Source organism: Sphingomonas insulae, assembly GCF_010450875.1.
GTDB lineage: Bacteria > Pseudomonadota > Alphaproteobacteria > Sphingomonadales > Sphingomonadaceae > Sphingomonas > Sphingomonas insulae.
The window spans coordinates 782,358-795,180 of record NZ_CP048422.1 but is presented as its reverse complement, the minus strand read 5'-3'; the positions used below and the strand labels follow the sequence as shown (position 1 = coordinate 795,180).

The 12,823-nt window shown below is 66.8% G+C and carries 17 protein-coding genes; 12 read left to right on the top strand and 5 right to left on the bottom strand.

Translation table 11 applies throughout. From position 1 onward, the window contains the following. Positions 1–80 precede the first annotated feature (80 nt). The gene (locus tag GTH33_RS05425) at positions 81–386 is read right to left on the bottom strand and encodes a hypothetical protein (RefSeq protein ID WP_163957455.1); all 306 of its coding nucleotides are present in this window, start codon (positions 384–386) and stop codon (positions 81–83) included. Between the two features lie 209 nt (positions 387–595). Here GTH33_RS05425 and GTH33_RS05420 point away from each other — a divergent pair, with 209 nt between their 5' ends. The 4 genes from GTH33_RS05420 (at position 596) to GTH33_RS05405 (ending at position 2,952) form a co-directional block, all read left to right on the top strand. Then, the gene (locus GTH33_RS05420) at positions 596–961 is read left to right on the top strand and encodes a DUF4440 domain-containing protein (protein ID WP_163957453.1); all 366 of its coding nucleotides are present in this window, start codon (positions 596–598) and stop codon (positions 959–961) included. 88 nt (positions 962–1,049) lie between these two features. Further along, positions 1,050–2,270 carry an LL-diaminopimelate aminotransferase gene (locus tag GTH33_RS05415; protein WP_163957451.1) on the top strand — a complete coding sequence of 407 codons (1,221 nt, stop codon included), beginning with the start codon at positions 1,050–1,052 and terminating at the stop codon, positions 2,268–2,270. Continuing rightward, positions 2,270–2,539: a DUF2061 domain-containing protein gene (locus tag GTH33_RS05410; protein WP_163957449.1), complete on the top strand. Its 270-nt coding sequence runs from the start codon at positions 2,270–2,272 to the stop codon at positions 2,537–2,539. Before GTH33_RS05415 ends, GTH33_RS05410 begins: the two co-directional genes overlap by 1 nt. Beyond that, positions 2,536–2,952, top strand: coding sequence for an acyl-CoA thioesterase (locus tag GTH33_RS05405; RefSeq protein ID WP_163957447.1), 417 nt, complete (start codon positions 2,536–2,538; stop codon positions 2,950–2,952). The genes GTH33_RS05410 and GTH33_RS05405 overlap by 4 nt, the downstream gene beginning before the upstream one ends. Positions 2,953–3,161: 209 nt before the next feature. Here GTH33_RS05405 and GTH33_RS05400 read toward each other — a convergent pair whose 3' ends face one another. Then, the gene (locus tag GTH33_RS05400; protein ID WP_163957445.1) at positions 3,162–3,641 is read right to left on the bottom strand and encodes a winged helix-turn-helix transcriptional regulator; all 480 of its coding nucleotides are present in this window, start codon (positions 3,639–3,641) and stop codon (positions 3,162–3,164) included. A gap of 145 nt (positions 3,642–3,786) precedes the next feature. On the opposite strand from GTH33_RS05400, the gene GTH33_RS05395 reads away from it, so the two are divergent. Both GTH33_RS05395 and GTH33_RS05390 read left to right on the top strand, forming a co-directional pair. Beyond that, the gene (locus GTH33_RS05395) at positions 3,787–4,095 is read left to right on the top strand and encodes a CC_3452 family protein (RefSeq protein WP_163957443.1); all 309 of its coding nucleotides are present in this window, start codon (positions 3,787–3,789) and stop codon (positions 4,093–4,095) included. A gap of 171 nt (positions 4,096–4,266) precedes the next feature. After that, positions 4,267–6,369, top strand: coding sequence for a RelA/SpoT family protein (locus GTH33_RS05390; protein WP_163959610.1), 2,103 nt, complete (start codon positions 4,267–4,269; stop codon positions 6,367–6,369). 455 nt (positions 6,370–6,824) lie between these two features. On the opposite strand, the gene GTH33_RS05385 is transcribed toward GTH33_RS05390, so the two are convergent. Then, positions 6,825–7,421, bottom strand: a complete 597-nt coding sequence (locus GTH33_RS05385) for an HAD family hydrolase (RefSeq protein ID WP_249055003.1) — start codon at positions 7,419–7,421, stop codon at positions 6,825–6,827. Between the two features lie 53 nt (positions 7,422–7,474). Continuing rightward, a complete protein-coding gene (ykgO, locus tag GTH33_RS05380) occupies positions 7,475–7,600 on the bottom strand; it encodes a type B 50S ribosomal protein L36 (protein WP_003046794.1) in 126 nt (41 codons plus the stop codon). Positions 7,601–7,739: 139 nt separating this feature from the next. Here ykgO and GTH33_RS05375 point away from each other — a divergent pair, with 139 nt between their 5' ends. From GTH33_RS05375 to GTH33_RS05350, 6 genes are all read left to right on the top strand, one after another. Then, a complete protein-coding gene (locus tag GTH33_RS05375) occupies positions 7,740–8,342 on the top strand; it encodes a DUF4136 domain-containing protein (protein WP_163957439.1) in 603 nt (200 codons plus the stop codon). Positions 8,343–8,414: 72 nt separating this feature from the next. Then, positions 8,415–9,524: a M14 family metallopeptidase gene (locus tag GTH33_RS05370; RefSeq protein WP_163957437.1), complete on the top strand. Its 1,110-nt coding sequence runs from the start codon at positions 8,415–8,417 to the stop codon at positions 9,522–9,524. Beyond that, positions 9,524–10,003 (top strand): GNAT family N-acetyltransferase, encoded by a 480-nt coding sequence (locus tag GTH33_RS05365; RefSeq protein WP_163957435.1) that lies wholly within the window; start codon positions 9,524–9,526, stop codon positions 10,001–10,003. The genes GTH33_RS05370 and GTH33_RS05365 overlap by 1 nt, the downstream gene beginning before the upstream one ends. Beyond that, positions 9,985–10,671: a 2,3-diphosphoglycerate-dependent phosphoglycerate mutase gene (gene gpmA / locus GTH33_RS05360; protein WP_163957433.1), complete on the top strand. Its 687-nt coding sequence runs from the start codon at positions 9,985–9,987 to the stop codon at positions 10,669–10,671. The genes GTH33_RS05365 and gpmA overlap by 19 nt, the downstream gene beginning before the upstream one ends. Positions 10,672–10,738: 67 nt before the next feature. Further along, on the top strand, positions 10,739–11,221 hold the full coding sequence (gene purE, locus GTH33_RS05355; protein ID WP_163957432.1) for a 5-(carboxyamino)imidazole ribonucleotide mutase: 483 nt from the start codon (positions 10,739–10,741) through the stop codon (positions 11,219–11,221). Beyond that, positions 11,221–12,276, top strand: a complete 1,056-nt coding sequence (locus GTH33_RS05350; RefSeq protein WP_163957430.1) for a 5-(carboxyamino)imidazole ribonucleotide synthase — start codon at positions 11,221–11,223, stop codon at positions 12,274–12,276. The genes purE and GTH33_RS05350 overlap by 1 nt, the downstream gene beginning before the upstream one ends. A gap of 243 nt (positions 12,277–12,519) precedes the next feature. Here the strand turns inward: GTH33_RS05350 and GTH33_RS05345 are convergent, their stop codons facing one another. Continuing rightward, positions 12,520–12,819 (bottom strand): DUF3833 domain-containing protein, encoded by a 300-nt coding sequence (locus GTH33_RS05345; RefSeq protein WP_163957428.1) that lies wholly within the window; start codon positions 12,817–12,819, stop codon positions 12,520–12,522. Positions 12,820–12,823 lie beyond the last annotated feature (4 nt).

Below are 12,823 nucleotides of genomic sequence, written 5' to 3'. Positions count from 1 at the left end.
CGCCGCGCAAGGGAACCCGGATACCCGCCACCGCCGATCCGCGACGGATCGGCGCAGGTCAGCAATCATAGGTAGCGGGGTCAGCGGTTATGGTAACGGAGCTTGCGCCATTCCCGCTCGATGAACCGGCGATCGTCGGGGCTCAACCTGCCGTCGTTCGCTTGCAGACGGTCGGCGACCTTCGCCTGGAAAGCGACGACCCGCTTCTGGCGTTGCTGCCACATCGTCGGGGTATCGCCGGCATGCCATCCATCGAACGGCACCCGAAGGTTCGGCACGGGGGGTCCCGAATGATCGAAGACACCGGGATCGGCAGGAGGCTGATAGGCCTGCGCGCCGACGGACGTGGAAAAAGCCGACAGCATCAGTGCAAGGATCATCTTCATCGATCGCCCTTTCGACGGTCATCGATACCGCATCAGTATCAGAATGCCGTGTGGCACGGTAGGATCCGTATCGCGGGTCGACACGTGGTGCGGCGTCGATCCGTGCGCCGCGCCGTGTCCGTCGATCGCCGGAACGGCCCTTTCCGCCGGGCGGCCAAGGAACGATCGGCATCACCCTGCGCTTCCGTTCCGACTTCGGGAGAATGACGATGGAAGACAATCGCATCTGGGCGTTCGAGGAAAGCCTGTGGACCGGCAATGCCGACCATTACCGCGAGCTGATTGACGATGCATGCGTCATGGTGCTGCCCGAGGAACCGTTCGTGCTGTCGAGCACGCAGGCGATCGAGGCGGTGGCGGACACGCCGCGCTGGTCGACGGTGACGTTCAGCGAACAGCAGGTGATGCGGCCGCAGGAAGGGCTCATCACGATCGCCTACAGGGCCGAAGCGGAGCGGGAGGGCCGCAGCGGTTATGTCGCCTATTGCACCACGACGATGCGCCGGCTGGAGCATGACGTGTGGCGCGTGGTGCAGCATCAACAGACGCCGCCGCTGGCGATCGGCACGTCGTGATCGTGCGCCGCCGCCGGCCGCAGGCGGATTGAAGTGGTGAAAGAGCCGCGGCGGGCGTAGGGTGACCGGGTCAACTACAAGGTGACCCATGTCCGACGATTTCTACCGCATCAAGCGCCTGCCGCCCTATGTCATCGCCGAGGTCAACGGCATGCGGGCAGCGGCGCGCGCGGCGGGCGAGGACATCATCGACCTGGGGATGGGCAACCCCGACCTGCCGCCGCCCGACCACGTGCTCGAAAAGCTGATCGAGGTGACGCGCAAGCCGGATGCCCACGGCTATTCGCAGTCCAAGGGGATTCCCGGGCTGCGGCGGGCGCAGGCCAATTACTATGGCCGCCGCTTCGGCGTCGACCTCGATCCCGAGACCGAGGTGGTGGTGACGATGGGATCGAAGGAGGGGCTCGCCAGCCTGGCCACCGCGATCACCGCACCGGGCGACGTCGTGCTCGCGCCCAACCCCAGCTATCCCATCCATACCTTCGGCTTCATCATCGCCGGCGCGACGATCCGCGCGGTGCCGACGACCCCGGACGAGGCCTATTTCGAGAGCCTGGAGCGGGCGATGGCGTTCACCGTGCCGCGGCCGTCGGTGCTGGTGGTGAACTATCCGTCCAACCCGACGGCGGAGGCGGTCGACCTCGCCTTCTACGAGCGGCTGGTCGCCTGGGCGCGCGAGAACAAGGTCTGGATCATTTCCGACCTCGCCTATTCGGAACTGTATTACGACGGCAATCCGACGCCATCGATCCTGCAGGTGAAGGGCGCCAAGGACGTCGCGGTCGAATTCACCTCGCTCAGCAAGACGTACAGCATGGCCGGCTGGCGGATCGGCTTCGCGGTCGGCAACAAGCAGCTGATCGCGGCGATGACGCGGGTGAAATCCTACCTCGATTACGGCGCGTTCACGCCGATCCAGGCGGCGGCGTGCGCGGCGCTGAACGGTCCGCAGGATATCGTCGAACGCAACCGCCAGCTGTATCACAAGCGCCGCGACGTGCTGGTCGAAAGCTTCGCGCGCGCCGGCTGGGACATCCCTTCGCCCCGCGCCTCGATGTTCGCCTGGGCGCCGCTGCCCCCGGCGGTGGCGCACCTAGGCAGCCTTGAGTTCAGCAAACAAATGCTGACTCACGCGCACGTCGCGGTCGCCCCAGGGGTGGGTTACGGCGAGAATGGAGAAGGCTTCGTGCGCATCGCATTGGTCGAGAACGAGCAGAGGTTGCGCCAGGCGGCGCGCAACGTGAAGCGCTACCTCCAGTCGATGGGCGTCAACACGCCCGGGCAATCGATCGACAAGAAGGCGGGCTGATGTTCGTCTTCCGCGGGCTGGAAAGCCATCCGCGGTCGTTCGTGAAGGCGGTGTCGTGGCGCACCGTGGGATCGATCGATACGTTCGTCCTCGGCATGCTGTTCACCAGCGGCAATGCGAAGATCGCCGGATCGATCGCCGGGACCGAGGTCGTCACCAAGATCCTGCTGTTCTATTTCCACGAACGCGCATGGTCGCTGGTCCGCTGGGGGCATCGCCCGGATCAGGGGCCGCCCGACCAGTCCGGCGAGGGCGTGGCGGCGGCATGAGCGAGGGCTATGCATTCTCGACCCGGTTCCGCGTGCGCTATGCCGAGATCGACGGGCAGAAGGTCGTCTTCAATTCGCGCTACCTGGAATATGCCGATGTCGCGGCGACCGAATTCTGGGACTGGACGGGCATCGCCGATGCGCTGGGCGACGTGTGGCGGCATACCGAATTCCACGTCCGCAAGGCGGAGGTCGACTATCTGCGCCCGTTCGTTTGGGGCGATACGGTCGAGGCGCGGGTGCGGATCGCGCGGATCGGGGGATCGAGCCTGACGATGGCGATGGAGCTGGCGCATGGCGGCACCGGCGCGGTGCATGCGACGATCATGATGGTGTCGGTCAACGTCCACCTGCCGACCGGGCGGCCGGTGCCGATCCCGGATGCGATCCGGGGATTCCTGGAGCGCCTGTAGGTCGGGGCGGGTCCGCGGTTGCGGCATTGCCTGGGCGCGGAGTTATAGTTCGAGCCGGGTCCGGTAGAAGGAAGGGTTCACGCGGAGGCGCGGAGGCGCGGAGGGGTTGCGCCGGGGTTGGCGGATCGCTTGATCGTCGCTGGTCGAATTAATGGGGGGCCTTCGGCCGGAAGCTTGACGTGGGCGGTGCAAGCCTGTTGTCGAAGCGCTTATTCTGCCGCCTGGTCGATGTCCTCGGGCAGCGCCCAGATCAGGTCGCCCTTGCCGAGTACCCGGCCGTCGTGCGCCTGTACCGCGACCGCGGCGATCGGGCGCCGGTCCCGCGTATCGACCAGGATCGGGAAGGCCGGGGCGCACAATTCCCATCGTTCGCCCCATTGGCGCAGCGCGATCATCGTCGGCAGCAGCGCATGGCCCTTTTCGGTCAGCGTGTAGCGGATCTTGCGGCGATCGTCGGGCATCGGCACGCGTTGCAGGATGCCGTGATCGACCAGACGCGCCAGGCGATTGGCCAGAATGTTGCGGGCAATGCCCAGTTCGGCCTGGAATTCCTCGAAATGGTGCAGGCCGTTGAAGGCCGCGCGCAGGATCAGGAACGCCCAGCGTTCGCCCATCGCCTCCAGCGCGGCGGGCAGGCTGCATTCGCGTAGCGTTTCCCGCAATGTGGGCGCGTCGGCCGGTTTCGCCATCGTCTTCCTCGTCGATCATCCGGCATACCGCAATTTCGCGGGAGCCGGGAATGGTTTATCCGTTTCCAGTTGCAACCTGCAACTTACCACTATAGGCGGCGTCGCAATCAGCATTCGAATCAGCAAAGGTCTGGGAGGACCGGTCATGAAGCTTTTCGTCACGCTCGCCTTCGCCGCCGCCACGCTGTCCGGCACCGCCGCGTCCGCCGCCGCCGGCGATGTCTATGTCGCCGTGCCGGCCGCACCGACGACCAAGACGGGTTTCATCACCCGCTCGACCGCCTGGCGCCTGCAGAACGACGCCTTCGTCGCGGGCCAGGCACCCGAGCGCCCCGCCGTCCTGTGCGAACTCGTCGTCCGCCAGATCGGCAGCCTGTCGAGCTTCTCGGTCGGCGGCAAGGCCTATGACGCCGAGCAGCTCGCCAAGTGCAATGCCAAGGCGAAGAAGGCTTAAAGCCAGGGGTTCGACGGCGGCGGACACGCCGATTACGGGGCGGTGCCGGCCCGCCGCCCCACGGAATCCCCGGATGGGGCGGGCCGGCAGGGACGCAGCCCGGCCCCGTAAAATACCGCCGGATGCAACAATATGTTGCAAAGCAGCGCCGCCCTACCCCATGTGCATGTCGTGCTACGGCAATATGAACTGGTCGACCGCGTGCTCGACTACGACCCGGACGCCGACGAGGCGCTGCTCAACCGCGCCTATGTCTTTTCGATGCAAGCGCATGGCAGCCAGAAGCGGGCGAGCGGCGATCCCTATTTCAGCCACCCGATCGAGGTGGCGGGCATCCTCACCGACCTGAGGCTGGACGACGAGACGATCGCGACCGCGATCCTGCACGACACCGTCGAGGATACCGTCGCGACATCGGAAGAGATCGAGCGCGTGTTCGGCGGCAACGTCGCGCGGCTGGTCGATGGCGTCACCAAGCTCAGCAAGATCGAGGCGCAGAGCGAGAACGAGCGCGCCGCGGAAAACCTGCGCAAGTTCCTGCTGGCGATGTCCGACGACATCCGCGTGCTGCTGGTGAAGCTCGCCGACCGGCTGCACAACATGCGCACGCTCTATCACATCCCCAAGCCCGAGAAGCGGCGGCGGATCGCGAAGGAGACGATGGACATCTACGCCCCGCTCGCCGAGCGGATCGGCATGTACGAGTTCATGAAGGAGATGCAGACGCTCGCCTTCGAACAGCTCGAACCCGAGGCGTATGAATCGATCAGCAAGCGGCTGGAACTGCTGAAGACCGGCGGCGGCGACCGGATCGCCAAGATCGCGTCCGGCCTGAAGCTGCTGCTCGGGCGCGCCGGCGTCGATGCCGAGGTCAGCGGCCGCGAAAAGCACCCCTATTCGATCTGGCGCAAGATGAGCGAGCGCCACATCAGCTTCGAACAGCTGTCGGACATCATGGCGTTCCGCGCGATCGTGCCGACGGTCGAGGATTGCTATGCGACGCTCGGCATCATCCACCGCCGCTGGCCGATGGTGCCGGGGCGGTTTAAGGATTACATCTCGACCCCCAAGCGCAACGGCTATCGATCGCTGCACACATCGGTGATCCATGCCGACAATGCGCGCATCGAAATCCAGATCCGCACGCCCGACATGCATGCCGAGGCCGAATTCGGGCTGGCGGCGCATTGGGCGTACAAGGAAAAGAAGGTTCGCGCCGACAGCCAGCACAGCTGGATCGCCGACCTGGTCGAGATCCTCGACACCGCCGGCAGCCCCGAGGAGTTGCTGGAACACACGCGCATGGCGATGTACCAGGATCGCATCTTCGCCTTCACGCCGAAGGGCGAGCTGATCCAGCTGCCCAAGGGCGCGACGCCGATCGATTTCGCCTATGCCGTGCACACCGACCTGGGCGACCAGGCGGTGGGCGCCAAGATCAACGGCCGCGTCGTGCCGCTGTCGACGGTGATCGACAATGGCGACCAGGTGCAGGTGCTGCGATCGAAGGGGCAGGTGCCGCAGCCCGGCTGGCTGAACTTCGCGATCACGGGCAAGGCGCTGGCCGGCATCCGCCGCCACCTGCGCCACAAGGAGCGCGACGAGCTGATCGCGCTGGGCCGCAAGCTGTACGACGATATCGTCCAGCGTTTGCCCGCGACGATCGCCGGCGACGCGATGGATCATGCGCTGCAACGGCTGAAGCTGGCCGACGAGGCGGCGCTGATGGCCTCGATCGCGCGGCGCGGCATTTCGGATGCGGCGGTGATGGAGGCGCTGATGCCGGGATCGGCGGGAGCGGACGTCGGCCTGCTGGCGCCGCAATCGCGCGCGATCTCGATCAAGGGGCTGACCGCGGGCGTGGCGTTCGACCTTGCCGAATGCTGTCACCCGGTGCCGGGCGACCGCATCGTCGGCCTGCGCCGGCCGGATGCGGGGATCGAGGTGCATGCGATCGATTGCCCGGTGCTTGCCGAACTGGCCGAACGCGGCGCCAACGAAACCGACTGGGTCGATGTCGACTGGGGCGACAAGAGCGACGGCGCGGTGGCGCGGATCGCGGTGCAGGTGAAAAACGAACCGGGGGCGCTCGGCATCGTGTCGACGATCATCGGCGCCCACCGCGCCAACATCATCGCGCTGCGGCTGGATACGCGCGATTCGATGTTCCACACCAACGTCATCGACGTCGAGGTGCACGACATCCACCAGCTGATGCGCCTGATCGCCGCCCTGCGCGCCGCGGATGCGGTGAATGCGGTGGACCGGGTCTAGCCGTCGGGTTTGCCCGTCCCTCCATCCGCCGTCGTTCCCGGCCCACTCGCGCCGTTCCCGGCCTATCCTTCCATTTCCGCGAAGGCGGGAATCCATCATCACGCCGGTTGGGGCAGGCAGCGCTGACGTTAGCCAGTATGGATCCCCGCCTTCGCGGGGATGACGAAAGGTTGGTTCACGCGAAGGCGCGAAGCCGCGAAGAAGGAAGACTATGTTCGCGCGGAGGCGCGGAGGACGCGGAGGAGTTGAGCTTGCGATGCGTGTCGTACGCTTCCCCTACCGTCATCCCGGCGAACGCCGGGACCCGTGCATGTGGGGCGAGCGTGAGGACGCGGATCGGCAGCGACTGGGGTCCATGGGTCCCGGCGTTCGCCGGGATGACGGATGGCCGTGGGGTGGCGTCGCGTTCCCCCACATACGCTCTGGGTTCTCCGCGCTTCCGCGCGAACGAAAAGCTAAGTCAGCAGCCCCAGCGCCTGCAGATCGCCGCGCAATGTCGGTTCGTCGACGAAGTGGAGCGCGATCAGCCCCACGCTGCGCGCACCCGCGACGTTGGCCGCATTGTCGTCGATGAAGACGGTGCGCCCCGCCTCAAGCCCGAAGCGGTCGAGGGCGAGGCGGTAGATGGCGGGATCGGGCTTCACCAGCTTTTCGGCACCCGAGACGACGATATCGCGGAAGCGATCGAACATCGCGGCTTCGCGGGCGCGGAAGGGCGGCCAGAATTCGTGGCTGAAGTTGGTGATCGCGTAGAGCGGCATGGCCGCCGCCTCCAGCTCGTCGACCAGCGCGGCCATGCCGGCGATCGGCGCACCGATGCTGTCCAGGAACCGTGGTCCCCAGGCGGCGATCAGCCCGGCATGCTGCGGGTAGACGGCGGCAAGCTCCGCCGAGGTGTCGGCGAAGTCGCGTCCGGCGTCGTGCTGGAAATGCCATTCGTGCGTGACGACGTCGCGCAGGAACGCATCGAGCGCCCGATCGTCATCGATCAGGCGCCGGTAGAGGATCCGGGGATCCCAGTCGTACAAGACCCGGCCGACGTCGAAGATCACGGCCGTCGGAACGGCCGGCGACGATGCGACGGCGGCGGATGTCGCCAAGTGGCTTAGCCCTGGCGCGCCTTGAACCGGCGGTTGGTCTTGTTGATGACATAGGTACGGCCGCGGCGACGGATCACGCGGTTGTCGCGATGACGGTCCTTGAGCGACTTCAGGCTATTGCGGATCTTCATGATCGATTCGCTTCTTTTTAGAAATTGACGGTGTCGGTGAAAGCGCGAGCGCCTAAGACCCGAGGTCGCAATAGTCAAGCAACACAGGGCGCGTTAGAGCGTTTCAGCAGCGCAACGTATCGCAAAGGTAGTCCCCCACATGACCATCCGTCCCCTTCTGGCCATCGGCATCGGTGCCGCAGCGCTTGCCGGTTGCGCGACCACCGCGCCGCTGCCGCCGACGGAGGTCATCCGCTATCACCTGGGCGAGCCGATCGCCCGCGGTACGGTGTCGGTCGAGCCGCTGTCGGGCGGTGCGCCGGCCAGCCTGGAGTTCAAGACCTATGCCGCCGCCGTGCAGGGCGAGTTGCTGAAGGTCGGCTATAGCGTTCCGGCGCAGGGCGGGACGCCCGACTATGTCGCGACGGTCGGCTTCACCCGGACCAGCCAGGAAGGGCCGCCGCGCCAGTCGCCGATCAGCATAGGCATCGGTGGCGGCGGCTTCAGCGGCGGGCGCCGCGGCGGCGGCGTGGGCCTTGGCGGCGGCGTCGGCTTTCCGATCGGCGGCGGACGGCCCACGCAGCTGCTGGTCGCGGAACTGTCGGTGACGATCAAGCGGCGGAGCGACCAGTCGCCGGTCTGGGAGGGCCGCGCGCAGGGCGTCAGCGACATCAAGGGTGCCGACCAGCAGGCGGGCAAGCTTGCCCATGCGCTGTTCACCGGCTTTCCCGGTCAGTCCGGCCGCACCATCACGGTCAAGTAACCCGGCACGGTCAAGTAACCCGGCACCGTCACGTCATCCGGCCGATCATCCGGCAAGCAATCAGGCATAGTCATGACCATCAGCATCAACGCCGCCTTCGACGGCGGCAACATTCGCGTCGTCGGGATCGAGGGCGACCGGGTCGACCTGGAGATCGTCGCCGATCGCCAGTCCGATTTCTTCCAATGGTTCTATTTCCGGGTGGCGGGCGCGCATGGCCGGCGGCTGACCTTCCGCATCCTCAATGCGGGCCAGTCCGCCTATCCGTTCGGCTGGCCGGACTATAAGACGCGCGCCAGCAGCGATCGGCAGGCGTGGCGGATGATCGACACCCGATACGCCGATGGCATCCTGTCGTTCGACCATATAGTCGAGGGCGAGCTGGCTTGGTTCGCCTATTTCGCGCCGTATACGATGGAGATGCACGACGATCTGGTCGCGCGCATCGCCGCCAGGCCGGGCGTGACCCATCGCGAGCTCGGCGTATCGCTGGACGGGCAGGCGATCGATTACCTCCGCATCGGCACGGGCGAGAAGCCGGTGTGGCTGTACGCCCGCCAGCACCCCGGCGAATCGATGGCGGAATGGTGGATGGAAGGTGCGCTGGAATGGCTGACCAGCGATGCCGCCGCACCGTTGCTGGCCAAGGCCACCGTTCACGTGGTGCCGAACATGAACCCGGACGGCACGCGGCGCGGCCATCTGCGAACCAATGCGGCGGGGGTGAATCTGAACCGCGAATGGCACGCACCCTCTGCCGAGCGCAGCCCGGAAGTGCTGTGCGTGCGCGATGCGATGGACGAAACCGGCGTGGCGTTCGCGATCGACGTGCATGGCGACGAGGCGATCCCGGCCAATTTCATCGCGGGATATGAGGGGATCCCCAACTGGACCGACGATCACGGCGCGAAATTCTATGCGTTCGGCGATCGGCTGGCGGCGCACACGCCCGATTTCCAGGTCGGCAAGGGTTATGAGAAGTCGAGCGCCGGCAACGCCAATCTGTCGATGTCGACCAACCAGCTGGCACAGCGGTTCGGCGCCGTATCAGTGACGCTGGAGATGCCGTTCAAGGACCACGACCCGAATCCGGATGCGGAATTCGGCTGGTCGGGCGAGCGCAGCAAGCGTCTGGGCGTGTCGTGTCTGGAAGTGCTGACCGGGATGATCGACGAGATCTGATGCAGATCCGTCGCGACGATCCGGCCGCTCCCCATGTTGCGGATCTGCTCGCGCATCACCTGGGCGAACTGCGCGGCCATATGGCAGAGTTCGCCTTCGCGCTGGATGCGACCGGGTTGTCGGCGGCGGACGTCACGTTCTGGACCGCGTGGCGCGACGAGGCGCTGGTCGGCTTCGTCGCGTTGAAGCGACTCGATACGGGCCATGGCGAGCTGAAGTCGATGCGCGCCGCGCCGGCCGCGCGCGGTACCGGCGTCGGGCGCGCGCTGCTCCACCACGTCATCGCCGAAGCACGGCGCCGCGGATACGACCGGTTGAGCTTGGAAACCGGAACCGCCGATCTGCACGCGCCCGCCGTCGCGCTGTATCGCAGCGCCGGCTTCATCGACACGGGACCGTTCGCGGACTATCGACCCAGTCCGCACAACCAGTTCCTCACCCTGCCTTTCCGGGAGCCCCGATGCCTCGTCTCGTCCTGATCCGCCACGGCCAGTCCAGCTGGAACCTCGAGAACCGCTTCACCGGCTGGTGGGATGTCGACGTCACCGAGAAGGGCGCCGCCGAGGCGCGCGCCGCCGGCGAACTGATGGCCGCCAAGGGCCTGGATTTCGACATGACGTTCACGTCGTTGCAGACCCGCGCGATCAAGACGCTGAACCTGGCGCTGGAGGCGATGGGCCGGTTGTGGCTGCCGACCGAGAAAGACTGGCGGCTGAACGAGCGGCATTATGGTGGCCTCACCGGCCTCGACAAGGCGGAGACGGCGGCGAAGCACGGCGACGAACAGGTGCATATCTGGCGCCGCAGCTTCGACATTCCGCCGCCCGTGCTGGAAGCGGGCAGCGCCTATGACCTGTCGCAGGACCGCCGTTATGCCGGCATCGCGATTCCGCAGACCGAAAGCCTGAAGGACACGATCGATCGCGTCCTGCCCTATTACGAGGAACGGATCGCGCCGATGCTGCGCGACGGCCAGCGCGTGCTGATCTCCGCGCACGGCAATTCGCTACGCGCGCTGGTGAAGCATCTGTCGAACATTCCCGACGACGCCATCACCGGGCTGGAGATTCCGACCGGTCAGCCGATCGTCTACGAATTGGACGATTCGCTGGCCGCGACGGACCGCTATTATCTGAGCGAGCGATAAGCTTCGTAGTGCTGCGTCCGGGGGCATGAATATTGCCCTCGATCCCCTCCCCCGCTAGGTGCGCGCGATGGAACATCCGCTGGTCGGCATCATCATGGGCTCGACGTCCGACTGGGACACGATGCAGGGCGCGGCGGACGTGCTCGCCGAACTCGGCGTGGCGCATGAAACCCGGGTCGTCTCGGCGCACCGCACCCCCGACCGGTTGTACGATTATGCGAAGAATGCGGCCGGGCGCGGGCTGAAGGTGGTCATCGCCGGCGCGGGCGGCGCGGCGCACCTGCCCGGCATGGCGGCGGCGATGACGCACCTGCCGGTGCTGGGCGTGCCGGTGCAGAGCAAGGCGTTGAAGGGGCAGGATTCGCTGCTGTCGATCGTGCAGATGCCGGCAGGCATCCCGGTGGGGACGCTGGCGATCGGCAAGGCCGGGGCGATCAACGCAGGGCTGCTCGCGGCGGCGATCCTGGCGACGGCGGACGAGGCGCTGTCGCAGCGGCTGCAGGCGTGGCGGCAGCGCCAGACCGACGCGGTCGCCACCGAACCCGCCTGATGCTGGCGCCGGGCAGCACGATCGGCATCCTGGGCGGCGGGCAGCTGGGCCGCATGCTCGGCGTGGCGGCGGCGCAGCTAGGGTATCGCACGCATGTCCTCGCGCCCGATCGCGAAAGCGTCGCGGCGCAGACCGCGTCGAGCCTGACGCGGGCGGATTACCACAATCGCATCGTCCTCGCCGATTTTGCCGCATCGTGCGACGTCGTGACTTACGAATTTGAGAATATCGCGCTGGCGCCGGTCGAATGGCTGGCCGAGCGGGTGCCGGTCCACCCGCATCCGCGCGCCCTGGCGGCGGCGCAGGAGCGGATCGCGGAAAAGCGCTTCGTCGAGCGGGTCGGTGGACGACCGGCCCGATGGGCGGCGGTGGACAGCCGCGAATCGCTGGCGGCGGCGCTGGTCCATGTCGGCACGCCGGCGGTGCTGAAGACCGCGCGCTTCGGCTACGACGGCAAGGGGCAGGTGCGGCTGCACACGCCCGCCGATGCGGATGCGGCGTGGGAGGCGATCGGCGGCCCCGCCGTGCTGGAGGCGTTCGTCACCTTCGACTATGAATTCTCAATCCTGATCGCGCGCGGCCAGGACGGCGCGACGGTGCGCTACGATCCGCCGCACAATGTCCATGTCGATGCGATCCTGCGCACATCCAGCGTGCCCGCCCCGGCCGACATCCTGGACCAGGCGGAAGAGGCGACGGCGCTCGCCTGCCGGATCGCCGCCGAGCTGGACTATGTCGGTGTGCTGGCCTGCGAGTTCTTCGCCACCGCCGATGGCCCGGTGTTCAACGAAATGGCGCCGCGCGTCCACAATTCGGGGCATTGGACGATCGAAGGCGCGGACACGTCGCAGTTCGAAAACCACATCCGCGCGATCTGCGGCCTGCCGCTGGGCAGTACCGCGCTGACCGGACGATCGGTGACGCTGGAGAACCTGATCGGTGCGGACGACTGGATGCCGGTGCTGGGCGAGCCCGGCGCGCACCTGCACCTGTACGGCAAGGGGACCGCACGGCCGGGGCGCAAGATGGGGCATGTCACGCGTATCGTCCGGTGACGGCGCGCGCCGGTGCGGGCGTCGATGCGTGAGCGCGAAGTTGGACGACAGTTCTAACGGAACCTCATCGCGCTGACGGCGGACCGGCAACCGGATCACGCCATGCCTGTCGATCGTCGCCAAGACCGCCGTCCCGCATACCGCACGGCATATCATACGAAACGGCCCGCCCCCTGATCGGGAGCGGGCCGTCGTCGTGACAGTTCCGGATACGGGGAATTCGGGTCCCCGCGATACGGACGATCAGCCGGTGCGCTTGCCCGAGAGCGGGAAGCTGCCGAACGCGCCCGCACCGACCGTGCCGGTCAGCGTGTCGCCCTCTGCCGTGGCCTCGCAATCGAGCGTCATCGGCATCGGCACGGTCATCTGCTGCTTCCAGGTGATCGTGTTGCCCGACACTTCGCCGGTCACGTCGCTGGACCCCATCGCGCCCGATGCGGTGCCGGTGAAGGCCGACCCGTCGCTGTTCACGGTCAGCGTCAGATTCTGATCGCCGAGCGGCGATTTCACGGTGCAATCCCAGCTGCCATCCACGTCGGCCATCGAT